The sequence below is a fragment of the Kocuria rhizophila genome (genome assembly GCF_003667225.1).
Taxonomy (GTDB): domain Bacteria; phylum Actinomycetota; class Actinomycetes; order Actinomycetales; family Micrococcaceae; genus Kocuria; species Kocuria rhizophila.
The window spans coordinates 59,405-79,513 of sequence record NZ_RCOM01000003.1 but is presented as its reverse complement, the minus strand read 5'-3'; the positions used below and the strand labels follow the sequence as shown (position 1 = coordinate 79,513).

At 66.3% G+C, this 20,109-nt stretch carries 12 protein-coding genes; all 12 read left to right on the top strand.

From position 1 onward, the window contains the following. Positions 1 to 26 precede the first annotated feature (26 nt). The 12 genes from D9R02_RS01360 to D9R02_RS01305 all read left to right on the top strand — a co-directional run bounded on the left by D9R02_RS01360 (position 27) and on the right by D9R02_RS01305 (position 20,107). Positions 27 to 1,472, top strand: a complete 1,446-nt coding sequence (locus tag D9R02_RS01360; protein WP_223246066.1) for a glycosyltransferase family 4 protein — start codon at positions 27 to 29, stop codon at positions 1,470 to 1,472. After that, the gene (locus D9R02_RS01355) at positions 1,469 to 3,328 is read left to right on the top strand and encodes a glycosyltransferase family 4 protein (protein WP_082698340.1); all 1,860 of its coding nucleotides are present in this window, start codon (positions 1,469 to 1,471) and stop codon (positions 3,326 to 3,328) included. Before D9R02_RS01360 ends, D9R02_RS01355 begins: the two co-directional genes overlap by 4 nt. Further along, the gene (locus D9R02_RS01350; RefSeq protein WP_259463882.1) at positions 3,325 to 4,251 is read left to right on the top strand and encodes an ABC transporter permease; all 927 of its coding nucleotides are present in this window, start codon (positions 3,325 to 3,327) and stop codon (positions 4,249 to 4,251) included. Before D9R02_RS01355 ends, D9R02_RS01350 begins: the two co-directional genes overlap by 4 nt. A 118-nt stretch (positions 4,252 to 4,369) precedes the next feature. Next, positions 4,370 to 5,197, top strand: a complete 828-nt coding sequence (locus D9R02_RS01345) for an ABC transporter ATP-binding protein (RefSeq protein WP_102613323.1) — start codon at positions 4,370 to 4,372, stop codon at positions 5,195 to 5,197. Beyond that, positions 5,194 to 7,107 carry a glycosyltransferase family protein gene (locus tag D9R02_RS01340; protein WP_121566193.1) on the top strand — a complete coding sequence of 638 codons (1,914 nt, stop codon included), beginning with the start codon at positions 5,194 to 5,196 and terminating at the stop codon, positions 7,105 to 7,107. The genes D9R02_RS01345 and D9R02_RS01340 overlap by 4 nt, the downstream gene beginning before the upstream one ends. Before the next feature lie 77 nt (positions 7,108 to 7,184). Beyond that, complete coding sequence (gene wecC, locus D9R02_RS01335; RefSeq protein ID WP_102613282.1) at positions 7,185 to 8,432, top strand: UDP-N-acetyl-D-mannosamine dehydrogenase; 1,248 nt, start codon at positions 7,185 to 7,187, stop codon at positions 8,430 to 8,432. Between the two features lie 113 nt (positions 8,433 to 8,545). Further along, entirely contained in the window at positions 8,546 to 10,264 is a 1,719-nt protein-coding gene (locus D9R02_RS01330; protein ID WP_102613283.1) for a glycosyltransferase, read from the top strand. Then, a complete protein-coding gene (locus D9R02_RS01325) occupies positions 10,257 to 12,917 on the top strand; it encodes a glycosyltransferase family protein (RefSeq protein ID WP_147435317.1) in 2,661 nt (886 codons plus the stop codon). Before D9R02_RS01330 ends, D9R02_RS01325 begins: the two co-directional genes overlap by 8 nt. Then, complete coding sequence (locus D9R02_RS01320; protein WP_102613285.1) at positions 12,914 to 13,285, top strand: hypothetical protein; 372 nt, start codon at positions 12,914 to 12,916, stop codon at positions 13,283 to 13,285. The genes D9R02_RS01325 and D9R02_RS01320 overlap by 4 nt, the downstream gene beginning before the upstream one ends. 1,198 nt (positions 13,286 to 14,483) lie before the next feature. After that, on the top strand, positions 14,484 to 16,004 hold the full coding sequence (locus D9R02_RS12220; protein WP_223246075.1) for a glycosyltransferase family 2 protein: 1,521 nt from the start codon (positions 14,484 to 14,486) through the stop codon (positions 16,002 to 16,004). After that, entirely contained in the window at positions 16,001 to 18,118 is a 2,118-nt protein-coding gene (locus D9R02_RS01310; RefSeq protein WP_102613286.1) for a heparinase II/III domain-containing protein, read from the top strand. Before D9R02_RS12220 ends, D9R02_RS01310 begins: the two co-directional genes overlap by 4 nt. A gap of 33 nt (positions 18,119 to 18,151) precedes the next feature. Continuing rightward, complete coding sequence (locus D9R02_RS01305; protein WP_121566192.1) at positions 18,152 to 20,107, top strand: heparinase II/III domain-containing protein; 1,956 nt, start codon at positions 18,152 to 18,154, stop codon at positions 20,105 to 20,107. The last annotated feature ends 2 nt before the right edge of the window (positions 20,108 to 20,109 follow it).

Sequence of the window (20,109 nt, the reverse complement as noted above, 5' to 3'; positions counted from 1 at the left end):
CCTCGTGACCCCCACGCGAGAGGCCCATGAACACGACCGCGCCCCCGCCGTCCGCCCCCGGACCGCACGAGTCCGCTCAACCTGCCGGCACCCCGGCGGAGCTCTCCCCGCTGCGGATGCTCCTCATGGCCAGCTCCTACTGGCCCGAGCACTCCCCGCCGCAGCGGCGCTGGTACTCCCTGCTGAGCCACCTCCGTGACCGGGGGTGGACCGTGTCCGTGGTGTGTCCCGTGGCCCACTACGGGGCCGGCCCGGACTACTCGGCGGAAACGCGCGGGCGCGCGTGGCGGCGTCAGGCGGGGTTCCTGGGGGAGCGCATCCACCGGGTGCCCTACCTGTTCCTGGGGGACCACCGCACGGGCAAGCTCCTGGACCAGCTGGTCAGCGCGGCGGCGTCCGCCGTGCGGGGCTGCTTCACGGGGCGCCAGGACGTGGTGGTGGTGACCGCTCCCTCGCTTCCCCTCCTCGCCTCGGCACTCGTGGTGGCTCGTCTCAAGAGCATTCCGCTGATCGTGGAGATGCGTGATGCCTGGCCCAACCTGGCGGAGGACGCGTCCCTGGTGCGCGGGGGCTCGAAGTCTCTCATCAACCTGGCCGTGGAGCACGTGCAGAACCGCGCGGACCTCGTGGTCACGGTCACCGAGGGCTTTGCCCGCACCCTGCGGGAACGGGGCGTGCGCAACGTGGTGACGGTGCGCAACGGCATCCTGCTGGAACGCACCCCCCAGCTGCCGCCCCCACCGACGGAACGGGACGCGCTGAACGTCCTCTACCTGGGCAACCACGGAGAGTCCCAGTCCCTGGACCGCCTCGTCCATGCGGCGCACCTCGCCGGGGAGGCCGTGGAGCTGACGCTCGTGGGCCACGGGAGCCAGAAGCCTGAGCTGGTGAGACTGGCGCGAACGCTCGGCGCGCGCGTCACCTTTCTCCCGCCCGAGTACCGGGAGCGGGTCTTCGACCGCTACCGGGACGCGGACATCGTGGTGATCTCTCTGCGGGACGACTGGAAGTCGTTCGAGGACACCATTCCGTCCAAGACCTACGAGGTGCTCGCCGTGGGGCGTCACATCACCGCCGTGGTCCGGGGGGAGGCGGCCCACGTGCTCACGGACGCGGGGGAGGGGGACATCGTGGCCTCGGACCCGGAGGAGATCGCCGCACTCTGGCGTGCCCTCGCCGCAGACCGCTCGCGCCTGGTCACCCGTGGTGCCGGCCGGGAGTGGGTGCGTCAGCACGCGGACTACGCGGACCTCTCCGTTCACTACGACCAGCACCTGCGCGCCACCGTGCGGGAGTTCAGCCGCCCCTGCGGGATCGGGGTGCTGCCCCGGACCGCCCGCGCGGCCCGCCTGCTCACCCGTGGTGCGCGCGCCCTGCGCACACCGGACACCCCGCCCATCGGCCCGGAGCACCCTCCGATCGTGTCCTCCCCGTCGGCCCGACGAGCTGAGTCGAACGGGCCGACCGCATGAGCCCTCGACCGACCAGCCGCCTCGGAGAGATCACCACGAACCTCCAACTCACCGCACGCACCGTGGCGCAGCACGTGACGGACGATCCCGTGGTCTTCTGGCTGCAGGTCTCCCGGCGGCTGCCGCGCCGCTGGGTGGCTCCACTCGCGCGCCTGGCCTACCACACGCGTGGTGTCCGTCTCCTGCCCGTCCGCGCCACAGCCCTGCACATCCTGGGCCGGGACGACGACGCCCGCGCCCTGCTGCGGCGAGCGCTGGGTGACGCGCGGGGCGAGGGCGCGGCGGCGTCGTCGTACCGCGCACTGCGGCGCGGCGCGGAGGTGGCGCTGGCCATGGGGGATCCCGAGCTCGCCGAGACGCTGCTGGCCAGGTTGCCCGCGCAGCAGCGCGGCGCCGCGGCGACCCACGCCCGGCTGAGATGGTTCCACGGGGACGTGGACAGGGCCGTGGCTGTCCTCGAAGAGGCGCGCCTGGCGGGACGCACCACCCGCGGTGAGCAGGACCTGGAACGAAGACTCGGCGCGGAGCGGGAGCTTCTGGGAGACTTCGCACCACGGCTCGAGCGGGTGGGCGACTACCGGGCGGAACCCCGCACCGTGCTGTACGCCGTGACCAACTCGCTGCCCCACACCGCGAGCGGCTACGCCCAGCGCTCACACTCCTACCTGACCGCCCTGGCGGACGAGGGATGGACCGTGCACGCCGTGACCCGCCCCGGCTACCCGGTCCAGGTGGGCAAGATCCTCGCGCGGCACGAAGACACCGTGGACGGCATCACCCACCACCGGATCCTTCCGGCGCGCCTGGCACCCACAGCCACGGGACGGGTCCAGCAGCACGCCGAGGCCCTGCTGGAGCTCGCACTGCGCACCCGACCAGCGGTGCTGCACACCACGAGCCACTACGTCAACGCACTGGCCGTGGCCGCCGTGGCGGACGCCCTGGGCATCCCGTGGGTGTACGAGGTCCGGGGACTGCTCGCGGACACCTGGGCCGCCACGCGCTCGCCGCTGGCGCTGGACTCGGCGCGCTACAAGCGGTTCCAGCGGCGGGAGGCGTGGGCGGTGACGGCCGCGGACCGTGCCGTGACCCTCGGCTCCGAGATGGCCGAGCGGCTCCGGGCGCTGTGCACCGCGAACGCAGCCCACGGCGGGGAGGTGCGGGTGGACCTCGCGCCGAACGGTGTGGGAGGAGCATTCCTGGACGCCGTCCCCACCCGTGCGGCGGCTCGATCCTCCCTGGGGCTCGCCCCCGGCGCGTTCGTGGTGGGCACCGTGACCTCGGTGGTGGACTACGAGGGCATCGACGACCTGCTGCGCGCCGCGGCTCTGCTGCGGCCGGACGTTCCCTCCCTCGCGGTGCGCGTGGTGGGCGACGGCGTGGCGCGGCCCGGTCTGGAACGGCTTGCCCACGATCTCGGGATCGAGGATCTGGTGACGTTCGTGGGTCGGGTGGAGCGTTCCGCCGCGGTCGTGCACATGGCCGCGCTGGACGCCTTCGTGATCCCGCGCAAGGACCGTTCGGTGACGCGTGCGGTGACCCCGTTGAAGCCCGTGGAGGCCATGGCTGCGGGAACCACCGTGGTGGCCAGCGACCTCCCCGCGCTCCGGGAGAGCGTGGAGCACGGCCGAACCGGGCTGCTGACTCCCCCCGAGGATCCCCACGCTCTGGCGCAGACCCTCCACCGGTTCGCCGCAGATCCCGGGCTCGCCACCCGGTTGGCCACGGCCGGCCAGGACTGGGTGCTCGCGCACCGGACCTGGCGGGTCGTCGCCCGGCAGGCCACCGCGCGGTACTGTGAACTGACTGAATGCGTCCCCAGGACAGCCCACACCAACGAGGAGAACCGCGCATGACCAGTACCGCCGCCCAGAGCTCCGGGGACCCGCATCCCGGAAGCGGCGAGGGGTACTCGGGGGCTCCTCGAGCCACCGTGAAGACGTTCGACCCCTCGGTCATGCAGGCCGTGGGGGCCCGGCCACCGCTGCGCAGGTACATCCGCGACCTGTGGGGATCGCGGCACTTCATCATGTACGACGCCCACGTGCGACTGGCCGTCAGCCAGGACCACACGTTCCTGGGCAAGGCGTGGATCGTGCTCAACCCCGTACTCATGGGGCTGACGTTCTACGTGATCTTCGGGCTGCTCCTCGACACGGGACGCGGGATCGACAACTTCGTGGCGTTCATCGTGCTGGGCCTCACCATGTTCATGTACAGCTCCCGCTCCGTGGTGACCCTGTCCCGGTCCATGATCTCGGGCAAGGCCCTGGTTCGGGGATTCATGTTTCCCCGGGCGGCGCTGACTCTGTCCATCGTGGCGCGTGATGCGCTCACGCAGTTCTACGCGATCATCTCCATCCTGTTCTTCCTGCTCCTGGTCCCCCCGCTGGAGCCCGTGTCCTGGACGTGGCTGCTGCTGGTTCCCGTGTTCCTGCTGCAGACCGTCTTCAACTGGGGCCTGGGCATGCTCCTGGCACCCGCGGTGTATAAGATCCCTGACCTCGCCAACATGCTGTCCTTCGTCATGAGGCTGTGGATGTACTCGTCCGGGATCTTCTACGACCCCTCCAGGTTCGTGAGCGATCCGCGGATCCTCGCGCTCTTCCACTTCAACCCGCTCTACCAGGTGCTCTCCATGAGCCGAGATCTGGTGCTGCGCGCGCAGGTGCCTTCCTGGTCCTCCTGGGCCGTGCTGACGGGCTCATCGGTTCTCGTGCTGGCCGTGGGGTTCCTGGTGTTCTGGTACAACGAGGAGAGCTACGCGGATGAGCGCTGAGAAACCGACTCCACCGCAGACACCGCAGGGGCAGCGCGTGCGAGGGCGTCGCAGGGCTGGCGGCATGCTCCACGCGCGGGCGACGTCGCCCGCATCCGTCGGGGCGGCGCAGCCGGCCGTGGTCATGGACCGCGTGAGCATGGTCTACAACGTCACCTCCACGGGCGGCGGAGACGAGGTCCCCGTGGCCGCCCCAGTGCGGTGGGCGCGCAAGGCGCTCGGGCGGCCCCCGGTGGTGCGCAACCGAGCGGTCAACGATGTGACCTTGGCGGTGCACCAGGGCGAGTTCGTGGGCTTCATCGGGCGCAACGGCTCCGGGAAGTCCACGCTCATGAACATCGTGGCGGGTCAGATGAACCCCACCACCGGCCGTGTCTACGCCACGGACACTCCCGTGAAGCTGGGGGTGAACGTGTCCCTGGTGCCGGCGCTGTCCGGTGAGAAGAACATCCGCCTGGGGTGCCTGGCCCAGGGCATGGACCCGCGCCACGTGGAGGAGATCCTCCCCGATCTGGTGGAGATCGCCGCCCTCGGAAAGGCCATCCACTGGCCCATGAAGGCGTACTCCTCCGGCATGGCCGCACGGCTGCGCTTCGCCGTGGCCACGGCCACGGACCCGCACATCCTGATCCTGGACGAGGCGCTGTCCACCGGCGACGCCCAGTTCCGGGAACGGGGTCAGGCGCGCATGGCGCAGATCCGTGAGCAGGCAGGCTGCGTGCTGTTCGTGTCCCACTCCATGGCGGAGGTCCGCGAGATGTGCACCCGTGTGGTGTGGCTGGACCAGGGGGATCTGCTCATGGACGGGGACCCAGTGCACGTCACGCGGGAGTACGAGGCATTCATGAAGGAGCTCGCGGCCGGCAACAACCGGGCCGCTGAGCGGGTCAAGGAGCAGCTGATGGGCGACCTGGTGCGGACCGAGCTGCGTGAGGTGCGCACATGACCCCGCGGCCGCAGGCAGCAGACCTGAGGACGCAGCTGTGGCACCTGCGCCATGGCGGGGTCTCGCAGTGGCGCACGTACCGGCGGCGGGCGAGCCTTCCCGCAGGGACGTCCGCGGGCGCCGTCGTCACGGGGAACCGCGCGGTGGCGCCGCAGGAGGACGGGGACGGCACCGTGAGCTTCGCTCCCCAGGCGTGGCCGGACCGTGAACCCGTGCGCGCGGACATCACCGCCGCGGTGGTCCTGGACGACTTCTCGCTGCGGGCGTTCCAGTACGAGTGGAACCAGGTGGAGCTGACGCGCGCGAACTGGCGGGCAGAACTGGATGCCCAGCCCGTGGATCTGCTGTTCGTGGAGTCCGCGTGGCACGGCAACCACGACGAGTGGCAGTACCAGTTGACGGGCACCTCGGGAGTCAAGGACTCCGTACGGGAGCTTGTGGCCCACTGCCGTGAGCGCGGGGTTCCCACGGTGTTCTGGAACAAGGAGGCCCCGCCGCACTACGACGACTTCCTGGAGTGCGCGCGGCTCTTCGACGTGGTGTTCACCACGGACATCAACAAGGTCCCGGACTACCACCGGGACCTCGGCCACGAGCGCGTGGGCGTTCTGCCGTTCGCCGCCCAGCCCGCGGTCCACAACCCGGCGCGACCCAAGAAGGGCTTCCACTCCCGGGACGTGGCCTTCGGTGGAATGTACTTCGCCCACAAGTTCCCCGAGCGCCGCGATCAGATGGACATGCTGCTGGGAGGTGCGCACGACGTCTCCCGCAAGCTGGACACCGGTCTGGAGATCTTCTCCCGGTACCTGGGACAGGATGAGCGCTACCAGTTCCCGGCGCCGCTGGACCGCCACGTGGTCGGCTCCCTGGACTACGAGCAGATGCTCACCGCGTACCGCGCGTACAAGGTGTTCCTCAACGTGAACTCCGTGGTGGACTCGCCGTCCATGTGTGCGCGGCGGATCTTCGAGATCACGGCGTGCGGCACCGCCGTGGTGTCCACTCCCTCCGAGGCCGTCCGGCGCTACTTCTCACAGGACCAGCTCTCCGTGGTGTCAGACCGGCAGCACGCGGCGGACGTGATCCGGGCGCTCGTGCGCAGCCCGGAACTGGCGGACCGCATGGTGCACCGCGCACAGCGGGAGATCTGGGCGAAGCACACGTACACGCACCGTGTGGAGACGGTCGTGGAACTCGCGGCCCCGCACCTGGCCAGGGCGCGGACTCGACCCACCGTCACCGCTCTGCTCTGCACCAACCGCCCGCAGCGGGTGGTCCCGGCGTTGCGGGGCATCGCGGCCCAGGAGGACGTCCAGCTGGACGTGGTGCTTGTCACGCACGGCTTCGACCCGTGGTCAGCCCCCGTGGCCGATGCCGTTCACGGGTCCGGGCTGCAGGTGACCACCGTGTTCGCGGACGCCGCGTTGACGCTGGGGGAGTGTCTCAACCTGGCGGTGGAGCATGCCACCGGGGATGTGCTCTCCAAGATGGACGACGACGACTACTACGCGCCGCGCTACCTGGCGGACCTCCTGGATGCCATGACCTACGCGAACGCGGACATCGTGGGCAAGCAGGCCCACTACATGCGTGTGGAGGCGCAGGATGCGACGCTGCTGCGATTCCCGCACCGGGAGCACCGCTACACGGACTTCGTCATGGGCCCCACGATCACCGGGCGTCGGGAGGTCTTCCACCAGATTCCGTTCCAGCGCCGCAGCACGGGGGAGGACACCTCGTTCCTGGCGGCGGTGCGGCAGGCAGGCTTCACGATCTACTCTGCGGACCGCTTCAACTTCGTCCAGTTCCGCGGGGCCCACGGACACACGTGGCAGGTGTCCGACGCCGCAGCACTCGCCTCCGGCACCGTGGCCCTCTTTGGGGACAATCGAGCCCACGTGACGGTATGATCCGTGGTGGACCAAATATTTGCAAAGGAAAAAGGTGGCTCCGTCTTCAGGCGCCACCCGTTGTGTGAGGTGCGTAGATGAGCAAGCCGCTGGAAGTCGTGTTCGTGGGCCTGGGGTACATCGGACTCCCCACCGCCGTGGTGATGGCCAATCACGGTGTGCGTGTGCACGGCGTGGACGTGAACGCCTCCGCGGTGGAGCGCATCCAGCGTGGTGAGGTCACCATCGTGGAGCCCGGGCTGGAGGAGGAGCTGCAGAAGGCTGTCAACAGCGGCCAGCTCACCGCCACCACGGAGATGCAGCACGGGGACGCGTTCGTGATCGCCGTGCCCACGCCCTTCAAGGAGAACTACGAGGGCGATCTCTCCTACATCATGTCCGCGGCCGAGTCGATCGCCCCGCAGCTGCGCGGTGACGAGACCGTGATCCTGGAGTCCACCTCCCCGCCGCGCACCACCCAGAAGCTCGCCGCCAAGATCATGGAGCTGCGCCCGGATCTTTCCCTGGACGGGGAGGACGGCAAGCCCGTGGTGTACTTCGCGTACTGCCCCGAGCGCATCCTGCCGGGCAAGGCCCTTGAGGAGCTCATCTCCAACGACCGCATCATTGGTGGCAGCACCCCGGAGGCCGCCCGCCGCGCCCGTGAGGTCTACGCCTCGTTCTGCGAGGGCGAGCTGCTGGCCACGGACGACATCACCGCGGAGATGTCCAAGCTCACGGAGAACAGCTTCCGGGACGTCAACATCGCGTTCGCCAACGAACTCTCCCTGATCGCGGACAAGCTGGGCATCGACGTGTGGGAACTCATCGAGCTGGCCAACCACCACCCCCGCGTGAACATCCTCCAGCCGGGCCCCGGTGTGGGCGGGCACTGCATTGCCGTGGACCCCTGGTTCATCGTCGCGGCAGACCGCGAAAACTCGAACCTGATCCGCACCGCCCGCGAGGTCAACGACGGCAAGCCCAAGTGGGTCATCTCCAAGGTGGAGGAGGCGTGCTCCCACGTGGAGTCCCCGGTGATCGCCGCGCTGGGCCTCGCGTTCAAGGCAAACATCGACGACCTGCGCGAGTCCCCAGCCATGAACATCACCAAGGACCTCGCCGAGCACGTCAGCCACGCCACGGTGCTGGCCGTGGAACCGAACGTCTCCGAGCTGCCCAAGGGCCTGCAGGGACTGCCCAACGTGGAGTTCGCCGAGTACAAGGACGCCATCGAACGCGCGGATGTGGTTCTACTGCTCGTGGACCACGACGAGTTCAAGGCACTGCCCGCCACCGCGCTCAAGGGCAAGGCCGTGGTGGACACGAAGGGGCTGTGGCGGTGACGCGCTGATCCGTGTGCGGCAGCGGCCCACCCACCCGTTGCCGCGCGCAGGTGCACTCCTCCGCTCCCTGCCCCCGCAGGGATGCCACGCCACACTGCCAGGAGCATCCCCCCATGCATCCAGACGAACAGCGAGACTCGGGCCATCTCCGTGAGCTGATCCTCCGCCATGCCGCGACGAATCCCCAGAAACTGTTCGAGGAGCTGGAGGTGGCACGCCGTCGCATCCGCACCCTGGAGGCTGCGGGGGCGGGGGACAGGTCCACCATAAGGATCCTGAAGGCCCGGGTGCAGGACCTCGCAGCCGAGAAGGCCGCGCACGCCACGGCCGATGTAGCCGCACCCCTAGACGGTGAGCTGGCAACCTCCGGGGACACGGTGCCCGACGGATCCCTGGACACAGAGTCGACGACCCCTTCGCCCGAGGCCGCGGACCCAGTGGCGCCGGCAGCGACGGACGACCTCCTCGAGGCGCTGCGAGCTGAACCGAGTGCTGAGCGGCTGGACGAGGCTCTCACGCGTTTGTGGACCGACGAAGGGCAAATCACCCGCGCGGCCTCACTGGTGCGGGAGTTTCCCCAGCTGGTGTCTGAGCTCTCGTCCAGACGTCAGCAGATCGCGGACCGCATCCTGGGAACGGAGGCGCTGGTTCAGTCTCTTCCCGCGCTGGTGCCGTCTCGCTCCCGGGGCGCGGCCTACACCGCCGAGCAGGGTCGTGTTCTCTATTGCGCGTACTCGACCCCGATGTTCCACTCCAACGGCTACAGCATGCGCACGGAGGGTGTGGTTTCGGGGCTGAAGGCGGCCGGCGTGGATGTGACAGTCCTTGCCAGGGCGGGCTATCCGTGGGACATCACCACGGTGCGCCCCAAGCCTCGCAGACGGCGTCACGTGGAGACGCTCCACGGTGTGGAATGGGTGCACCTGCCCGAGGGACACAGCTCGAATCTCGCTCCGGACGTCTACATCAACGTTGCCGCAGATGCCGTGGTCAGGGAGGCGACCCGTCGGCGTCCCTCCCTGATCCACGCGGCATCCAACTACCTGAACGCTCTACCGGCACTGATGGCCGCGAGACGCCTGGGTCTGCCTTTCGTCTACGAGGTCCGTGGCCTGTGGGAGGTCACCGAGGCGTCCGTACGTCCAGGGTGGGAGGCCACCGAGCGCTACGCGCACCAGGCCGGGATGGAGGCCTTCGTCGCGCAGGAGGCGGACGCCGTCCTCGCGATCACCGAGGAAATCAAGACTGAGCTCGTGCGCCGGGGCGTGCCGGAGGAGAAAATCTCCCTCCTTCCCAACGCGGTGAACACGAACGACTTCCTGCCACTTCCCAAGGACCACGGGTACGCGAAGGCGCGTGGCATCCGCACGGATGTCCCGGTCATCGGATTCGCCGGATCCCTCGTCGCCTACGAGGGGTTGCTCACGCTGCTGCAGGCGGCGAACATCCTGCGGGGCCGCAAGGTCGACTTCCAGGTGGTCATCGCCGGATCTGGGGGCGTGTACCGAGACCTGAAGAACTACCAGGTGAGGAACAAGCTCAAGAGCAGGGTGAAGTTCGTGGGCCGCCGGCCGTCCCAGGAGATCCCACGCCTGATGAGCAGCGTTGACATTGTCGCGTGCCCACGGCTGAGTCTGCCCGTGACGGAGATGGTGTCACCCCTCAAACCGTTGGAGGCGTTCAGCGCGTCCAAACCCGTGGTGCTCAGTGATGTGTCACCGCACCGGGTGCTGGTCGGAGCCCCCCCCGGGGTGCGCAGACGGCCCGCGCGGGCTGTTGAGCCGCGCGGGCGACCCCAAGTCGTTGGCCGATGCGCTGCAAAGATTGATTGAGGACCCCGAACTCAGGGTCGCTCAGGGGCAGGCCGGGCGGTTGTGGGTTGTCGATGAACGCCAGTGGCGGTATCTCGGGCACGACATCAGACATGTCCATGAACGTGCGGACGAGCACCACAGGGCGCTTGCGAGCCACGGGCAGAGCCTGGAACAACTGCGGATCGGCGTCATCGCCGACGAGTTCACCACGGAGACCATACGACGTTCGGCGACTGTGGTTCCGCTCGATCCTGTCGACTTCCCCCGCCAGCTCAGCGACGAGCACCTGGACCTTGTGTTCGTGGAATCTGCGTGGAGTGGCAACGGCGGGCAGTGGCACCGCGGCGTGGGGCACTATTCGAACGAGGAGCATGCTCCCCTGAGGGACTTGCTCGCTCGGTGCAGGGCCGAGGGCATCCCCAGCGTGTTCTGGAACAAGGAGGACCCGGTCCACATCGAGCGGTTCCGCGTCACGGGAGCCCTGTGCGACCACGTGTTCACCACGGACGCGGACATGATCCCCGCGTACCTCCATGAAGCGCGGCACCTGGAGGGTGCGGGAGCCGTGACGGCCTCCTCATTGCCGTTCTACGCCCAGCCGGCCATTCACAATCCGCTGCCCGGTCGTCGGCCTGTCGAAGAGACAGTGGCCTACGCCGGAACGTACTACGGAGATCGGTATCCGGACCGGAAGCGGCAGCTGGACAACCTCCTGGGCGCCGCCGCGCCCCATGGCCTGGCCATTTACGACCGGCAGCTTGCGGTCCCCGACTCTCCCTATCGGTTCCCCGGGCAGTACGAGCGGGCCGTCCGGGGCGCGCTTCCCTACGATGAGGTGATCGACAGCTACCGAGCACATGCAGTGAACCTCAACGTGAACTCGGTGGCTACGTCCCCCACCATGTTCTCCCGGCGGGTGGTGGAGATTGCGGCGTGCGGGGGAGTGGTCCTCTCCACGTGGTCACGCGGCATTCACGAGACCTTCGGATCGGCGATCCCCTCCTCCAACGATGAGCTTCAGCGCGCCGCCCTGCTCACGGCCTGGACCTCGAATCCTGAGGAACGGCTGCGCGAGGTGTGGCTGCAGCTTCGCACCGTCCTGCGCTCGCACACCGTGGAAACAGCACTGGTGGTCCTTGCCCGCACGGCCGGACTGGTGGTGGACGGGTTCCAGTTGCCGGCATGGGGTGCCACCGCGCGCCCCGCCCAGGTGCCGGCGATCCTGAAACAGTCCGTCCGTCCTGTGGCCGTTCATCTGGTGGAGGACGACGCCGCCGCCCGCCGCAGTCTCGAAAGTCACGGCATCCGGGTCACGAGTGGGGTCCAGGACCGCCCCTCGGTGGACTTCTGGGCGCACCTTCCCGAAGCGGCGGGGCGGACCTGGGCGGAGGACTTGCTGCAGGCCACTCGCTGGGGCCACTGGGACAAGATCTCGGCGCACGAGCCGGGCCTCGGACAGGGCTCTCGGCACGTTGCAGTGCCCGGTGAGAACGTCGTGGACGAGTTCGGAATGGCTCGTTCTGCGCTCCTGCCCATGGAGAACCCGCAGGACTTCCGCGAACTCGTGACACCCCTGACCCTCACTGTCACCCGGCCTCGGGAGGAGGCGTCCGAGCCCCTGCACTCGGTGAGGTGCTCGGACTCGGACGGACGGGAGCAGCAGCCTCGAGTGCTGGTCGCGGGCCACGACCTGAAGTTCGCCGCATCCTGGATCGAGCACCTGCGGGAACGGGGTGTGCCCGTGCTCGTGGACATGTGGAACGACCACGCACACCACGACGAGCAGGAGTCTCTCGTTCTCCTGGGCCAAGCCGACACGGTGTTCTGCGAGTGGGGGCTGGGCAACGCCGTCTGGTACTCCCAGCACGTCTCGGACGGGCAGCGGCTGGTGGTACGCGTGCACGCCCAGGAGATCCGTGGGCCCTACCTCAAGCGCATCCAGCACGGGCGAGTGTCCAGCTACCTCTTCGTGAGCGAGCTCGTGAAGGAAGCGGCTATCACGAGTCACGGTCTGCCGCGTGAGAAGTGCCATGTGGTCCCGAACATTGTGCAGTGCGAGCGGCTGCGGCAGGACAAGCTGCCCGGGGCGCGTAAGACGATTGGTTTCGTGGGCCTCGTGCCCCAGCTCAAGCGCCTCGACCGCGCTGTGGACCTCATCGAGGAACTCGTGCGTTTCGACCCTGAGTTCCGTCTTCTGATCAAGGGGAAACGGCCCGAGGAGTACTCGTGGATGCTCAAACGGGACGAGGAACTCGCCTGGTACCACCAGTGCTACGAGCGCATCGACCGGCTCAACGCGCGGCAGCAGTCAGAAGTCGTGCGCTTCGAAGCGCACGGGGACGACATGGCGCAGTGGTACCGGAACGTGGGATACGGGGTGTCCGTGAGTGACCACGAGTCGTTCCACCTGACGCTCCCGGACGCGGCTGCCTCCGGTGCCGCTCCCGTGTCGCTCGACTGGCCTGGCGCGGATCTCATCTACCCCCGTGAGTGGCTGGTTTCCTCCGTGTCGCAGATGGCACGCAGGATCTTCGATCTTTCCCGCGACGAGGCCCAGCGCACGCAGTTCATCGGCCGAGCCGGCCGTTTCGTTCAGGAAGCCTTCGACGAGTCCCTGGTCCACAGCGCCCTGGATGCGGCGGCGCGCGTAAAGGAGAGTGACCTGCCATGACGCACCCCAGCACCACGGGCGGCGGTGCCCCGGAGGAGACCGTGGAGGCACTCAGCGCGCTCTTGAGCGAGCAGTCCCGAAAGATCCGTTCGCTCAGCCGCGAACTCGCGGACAGCTACCAGAAGGAACTCGCGTTCTTCGACAACCTCGAGTCCAGGGACCGGCAGCTGCGGGAGCAGGAGCGCCGGTTCCTCAAAAAGATCTGGTGGCTCGAGTCCGAGCTGCGCCAGGAACGTGAGCGTTCAGAGCAGGCCCGGAGATCGGGCAACGCACTGCGCACGCGTGTCAGTAAGCTCACGACCACTCTGCCCGCCCCGGTCATGACCGGGCTTCGCCGCGCACGGAAGGCTGTCCGCACATGGCACTGAACACCCGCCAAGTGGAGTTCCGGAGAGCCAAGGTCAAGGCTCGCATCAGTGCCTTGCAGGCACAGGAGGGCCGGGCAGCGGCGGACGCGCAGTGGTTCCGCTCCCGCGCGTTCGCCCAGTACGCGCTGCAAGGTCGGGCGGACCGGCTGGGCTCGGCTCTGACGGAAGAGATCTACAGCCAATGGCTTCGGGACAACCATCGACGTGAGCAGGTGGAAAGACTCACCGCGTCCGTCGCCGGGCTTCCGGACCACGCGGGCACGCGCGTTCTCACACCCCATCCGGCCCGTGTGGCGTTGATCGCCGACACGTTCCTCTACGACACCTATGAGGGAACCGCCCGCATCACCTACCTGACCCCGGAGAACTTTCGTGAGGCGGCCCGCGAATCGGACGTTCTCATCATCACCTCCACGTGGCGGGGCCGGTACGAGGACTGGCACGGAACCTCGACCGCAGCGGGGCTCGTCCGCACCGAGGGGATTCCCGCCTTCCGTGAGCAGGGTGTCCCGGTGATCTTCTACTCCAAGGAAGACCCTCCCAACTACGTGCGGTTCCGGCCCCTCGCCCAGGAAGCGGACGTGGTGTTCACCTCCGCGCGGGAGAAGATCACCGACTACCAGCGCGACTGCCCCCGCGCCCAGGACGTGCGCTCGCTGACATTCGGTGTAAACCCCGCCATCCACAACCCGGTGGGCTCGCGGCGTCGTCGCCACACCGAGGTTCTGTTTGCGGGCTCGTGGCTGTCCCACAAGTACCCGAAACGTCAGTCTGCCGCCCGAGCACTGTTCGACGGCGTCATGGACGCCGGGCGAGACCTGCTGATCCTCGATCGGAACTCCGAACTCGGGGATCCTAAGTACTTCTACCCGCGGGAGTACATCGACCACGTGGGCCCAGGCCTCGGTCACAAGGACCTGATGAAGGTGCAGCGGGCGGTGGACATCCACCTGAACCTGAACTCCGTGACCGACTCGGGCACCATGTACGCCAACCGTGTGGTGGAGCTTCAGGCCATGGGGGCGTTCGTGCTCTCGAACTACTCCCTGGCCGTCAACGACCTCTACCCGGAGGTGCAGCTCATTGACAGGGCCGCCGAAGTGCCCCTGGTCCTGGAGCACCTGACCGGGGACCGTCTCTACCGTGCACAGACGGACGGTTTGCGGCGGGTGTGGGAGCACGACACCGCGTGGCAGAGATGCTCGAGTCGGTGGGAGCACCCACCGCGTCGCTTCGCGAACGCACAGCTCTCGTGCCGGACGGCGACACCTCCCTGGAGTACGTCGGTTCCGTGGCGCGGCGCCAGAGCGCCCCGGCCGACTGCCTCACGCGGGAGCAGCTGCGTGCACGGGCGGGGGAGTACGACGTCGTGGTGCCGATTTCCGACACCCACGACTACAGCGCCACCCACGTGCGCGACCTGCTCAATGTCTTCCGCTTCGCCGAAGTGGACATCGCGGCGAAGAACGGCAGCGAGACCGCGGGGAGCACCACATCGCACGAGGACCACGAACTCGTGGCCGGCGCGACGGCCAGTGCGCGCTCGGCACTGCGCACCCGCAGCGAGACCGATGTACTACGCGGCTGGCTGGAAACCGGCCGCAGCGAAGGCCGTACCTACAGCACCGCACCCTTCGGGGCGGGTCCGCGGCCACGTCAGCAGATCGAGCTCTCCACCTCCGGCACCCCGCGGCTCACCGTGGTGGTTCCGGTGTACAACAACGGCAAGCATCTGGTGTCCAAGTGCTTCCGGTCCCTCCAGCGCTCGAGCATCTTCGACGACATGGAGATTCTGCTCATCGACGACGGCTCCACGGACGGACAGACCGTCGAGGCCGTCAAGGAACTCTCCGAACGTCACCCGAACGTGCGGACGCACCTCTTCGAGCGGGGTGGATCGGGCAGTGCATCCCGGCCCCGCAACGAAGGCCTGAATCTCGCCACGACCCCTCGGATCACCTACCTGGACCCGGACAACGAGGCCATCAACGACGGCTACGCCGTTCTCATGGACGCCATGGACCAGGGAGACTTTGAGTTCGCCATCGGAGACATGATCAAACTCGCCGATACCAGGCGCAGAGTGCCCAACGTCAAGCTCCTCACGCGGCACCTCCCGGCCCTCCCCGAGGGAGGGCTCGTGGTGCCCGACGACGCGCTCCAGCGTGTCAGCTTCCAGCCGATGAGCATTCAGGCCCTTGTGGCCGACACCGAGTGGCTTCGCGCCATCGGCATGCACCAGCCTGTGGGCGCACTCGGACAAGACTCGTTCGCCTTCCAGCAGATGCTCCACGGGGCGCACCGAATTGCCAAGGTGAACCTGCCCATCCACATCTATTACGGTGCGGTTTCCCGCTCCATGATCAATACCGTGGGACCCGGCTTTTACCGTAAGTACCTGCCTCTAGAGGAGTACCGGGCAGCCTGGCTCAGGCAGCACTCGATGTATGAGGACTACTGCCATTTGAGAGCAGACGCTTTCCTGAACGGTTGGTTGGTCAAAAAATACAACAGCTTTGTCGCCCCTGAGGTGCGTCCCGACTGCAGACCGGTTCTGGAGGCCATCTGTGCTCTCTACGACGCAGATCTCCAGCCCCTTGATCCCGCAGATCCCCTGTCAGATGTGACAATCGTGCCGAGGCAGATCAGGGAGCTGGATCTGCCAGGGGACTGCCTGGAGCCTGCCCCTGTCACGGTTACGACGAAGGATGCGTCATGACGCCGGGCAGCTCTCGTAACGACTGCTCGTTCCGAGGACACACTCGGCGGTGCGTACTTCAGCACGCCCGTGTACGGCATGCCACCGAAGCTCTCGTGCCACGCATCGGGGGAGAGCAGGCGGCACGACGAGCTCAAGCCCTCATAGGACAAAGTTGCATTCAACACCCGGTCTTTCCAGATGTGGATGCCAGCACGGACATCATGTGGACCACAGAGTTCCAGCGCACACATGGGCGGTATCTGCACGGCTTTCTCTTTCTGGCAGACCTGCCAGACCAGGGCGCCGACCTGTCCTACTCTCGCGAAGCCGCGGCCGACGAAATCCTGCGACTCTTCCGTTCCTGGTCCAAGGTGAACGCGTACCCCCCTGGTTCCAGTTCGATGGCTTTCCACGACGAGACCACCGCGCAAAGGGCGCTCCAGCTGGGTTCCTTCATGGATTCGCAGCACCAGAGCGATGCCGATCGAGACTTGTCCCCGCTCCAAGACGTCCTCCAGCTCCATGTCGAGCTTTTGTCAGATCCTGCTTTCTACGCCGGCGAAAACAATCACGGCATGTTTCAGAACATCGCCTTGCTGCGCCTGGCGAGCACTCACGCCGCTAGGGACATGTGGACAGACAACGACATTAACGATTTCTACGACCTCGCAAGCACCCGACTCGACACCTACCTGTCGCATTGCTTCACCCCGGACGGCGTGCATGTCGAGAACAGTCCCAGCTACCACTTTATGGTCAGCAGATACGTGAAGGACCTGCTGCCCGTGTTCCAAGCATTGGAATACCCGGACACGAAGCATCTCGTCGCCCTTCAAGAACGAGCCGAGCACTTCGCCACCCATATTGTGACCCCCGACGGATGTGTGCCTCCACTCGGCGACTCCAAGCACGAAGCGGTCTACAGCACCTCTCACCGCACGACGTTTCGCACGCCCGAGTACATGTGGTCCATATCCCGCGGGCGGGAGGGACGACCGCCCGGATCCACACGCGCAGTGTTTCCCGACGCAGGCTATGCAATCGCCCGGTCGTCGTGGGACGAGAACGCCGAGTGGGTGCTTTTCAAAGCGGGGTACAGATCCAACTACCACCACCACTGCGACGATCTTTCCCTCTTGTTTTACGCCCACGGACGCCTCGTGCTCGCCGAGGCAGGCCCCTACGGATACGACTACAAGGATGCCCTGACCAAGTACGCTTTTTCACAGAAAGCCCACAACGTCGTCCTCGTCGATGGAACCAGCCAGCCCCGAGTGGACAAGATACCTGGCAACGTTGCGTTCACGGACCGCAGTCACGGTGGCGTGGATGGCTTCGACGTCGAAGGGATCAACAGTCGTTCTGACGAGTGGGAGCATTTGCGAAGAGTTCGCGCCGTACCGTGCACAGATTCTCGGGCGCAGGGGATCTCGGTACACGTTAAGGACAAGGTAGTGACGACGGACGAAAAACTCCACAAGTTTTCCGTTCTGTGGCACCTCGGAGAAGGAGTATCGGCGCAGCCTCGTGACCACGGAACAGACCTGTACCTCGGATCGCAAAAGGTCATGGAGATCGACTGGAGTTCTTCGGCAAGGACCAGCTCTCGTATCAGGCGCCCGTCACACGGAAGCACACCGTTTGCGCAACGTTTTCCCCGATTTGGTGTGGTGAAACCCGGTACGGTCCTCGAGATTATGTCTGAGGGTCACGACCTGCTGCTCGAGACCAGCATCAGAACAAACAATTTTCAGCACGGCTCTGGGAACCTTCTCACCTCCAGCAAGCAAAGTCACGCGGCAGACGCCACCTCTCGCGACACCTCGACCGCCGCCGGAACCACCCAACGGTCTACGCAGGGTGCTTCCCTCGTGATCACGCGCTCGGGGCGAAGCATCCACGCCGAGCTGCAGGACACTGGCGAGGCGCTGAGTGCGGCTTTCTATCTGTACGAAGGGCGGGTTGCCGTCCGGAAGATTCCTTATCGCAAGAATGTCTTCTCTGCATCATTTGTCGACCTTCCAGACGGGTCATATCGCGTGCGTGGGTTCCTCAGGAGGGATCAGGACGAACCTTCCGACACGGTCTCCAGCAAAAGCATCCACGTCTCGGGCGAGAATCAGCAGCGCTAGTTAGCCCAAACAGTTCGCGAACAGGAGAATACCGTGGTCAACGTAGCAGCGGCCGTCAGGCAGGCGCTCGGCAGCGGTTTCACAGAAACCCCCGGCGACGACGTAAAGACAAAGGAACTGACTTCACGTTACCTCGTCCTTGCGCCACACAAAGGCTGGGTTCTCCCGGAGAACCCCTCATGGTCAGAAAATCCCTTCTCCGACAACAACTGGCAGTTCCAGTACCACATGCTCCGCTGGCTTGATCCCCTTCGCAGGGCATCTCTGCACGGCAATGTGGAAGCCGCTCAGCTCTGGAAAAAATATGCTTCATCGTGGGTCTTAGCGAATCCAGTGGGCAATGGGGCCTCTCGCTGGTCGTGGATCGACATGAGTGACGGAATCAGGGCCATGGAGCTCTGCCACGGAGTTGCCATATGCGGTGAGGAACAGTGGTTGCTGGACTCCCTCCAGGACCACGCCGGCTGGCTGAAGGATCCTGCTCACCTGGCTCACGGTAACCACGCGCTGCACCAGCACATCGGCCTCTTCGTGCTCGGTTGCGTACTCGACGATACCGAACTCGTGGACCTCGCGGTGAGCCGTCTGCGGTCCCACCTCTTTGCCTCCTACGACGATCGCGGGGTCAACGAGGAGGGTGCCATTTCTTATCAGCTGATGAACTACCGCTGGTGGCAGGAAGTGGTGGTGCGTCTGCAACGAGAGGGCATCGACACGAAGGACATCACGGACAGACTCGACCAGGCGCCGGCGTTCTTGGCTCACGCCACGACGCCCTTGGGCAAGTTTGCGCGGATCGGAGACACGGATGGCGGAAATGCTAGGTCGCTCGGCCACGAGCACACGGACTACGTGACGACAGGTGGCCGTTCAGGGAGCCATCCAGGGGACCTGCACGTTTTTTCCGCACAAGGATTTGGGTTCATGCGCAGCGGGTGGGGAGAGGAACGGGACTTCGCGCGGGAGTCCTTCGTCTCGGTGACCTGGGGCAGCCAAAAGAAGATCCACGGTCATGCCGATGGGGGATCGGTGACCTACTGTGCGCTCGGTGTGCAATGGATCGACGGGCCGGGGAGGTACTACTACGGCAACGACCCGGTTCGCAGATACGTGGTCAGCAGGGAGGCGAACAGTGTTGTGCGGGTGAACGCGCTCAAGGTTGACCCGAGTCACGCGTCCGTAACCTGCCGCCGCGCTGAGGTCGCAGGCGGAGTCCAAGTTGTCGAGCTGGACGATCCGTCGTACGAGAACACGCAGGTTTCCCGCACGGTTCTGTACTTCGGTGCCGCTGACCAGCTCCTCGTCCTGGACAGGATCGAGTCGGGAACCGGAGTGGAACACGGTCAGGTCTGGAACCTGAATCCTGCTGTCCAAGCCTCTGGCACGAGAGAAGGATTTCGACTCTCCGCCGGGGACCAGGTCTGCATGGTCCGAAACCTTCTTCCGGTCGAGGCGCGGTCGACACACCGGGGCGAGAAGAACCCGCTGAGAGGGTGGCATTCCACGGGGTGGCGACGATGCTCTCCCACCACGCAGCTCGAATTTAGCGCGTCAGGTCTGGGCGCCTATGCCACCCTGATCGGTCCTGACAACGAGGTGTTCTACGACATCGCGCGACAACTGGCACATCGTGGGTGTGACCCTGACGACTATATTTCTGCACTGGACGGAATTGGTGTCGGATCCTCAGTCGTCAACCTGTCCAACGAGCACTTGGACGCGGAGACAGAAACTCGTTGTACGGTCCACCACGACGGCCGAGGACTCTTCAAGGTCTCCCTGACGGACATCAACGGTCACTGCGCGTTCTACGTGATCGAAGACGCAAAAATCATCGCCAGGCAGCCGTACCAGCGACGGACGTCTGCCTATTTCTCGGTGCAAAACCCTGGGCGAACGCGGGTGAGGGTTTACCTCAAGGGACCGGCTGGCGTCATCCGATCCTTCACTGTGTCGCTCATACCGAATGAATCAAGTGGGGAGAACTAACC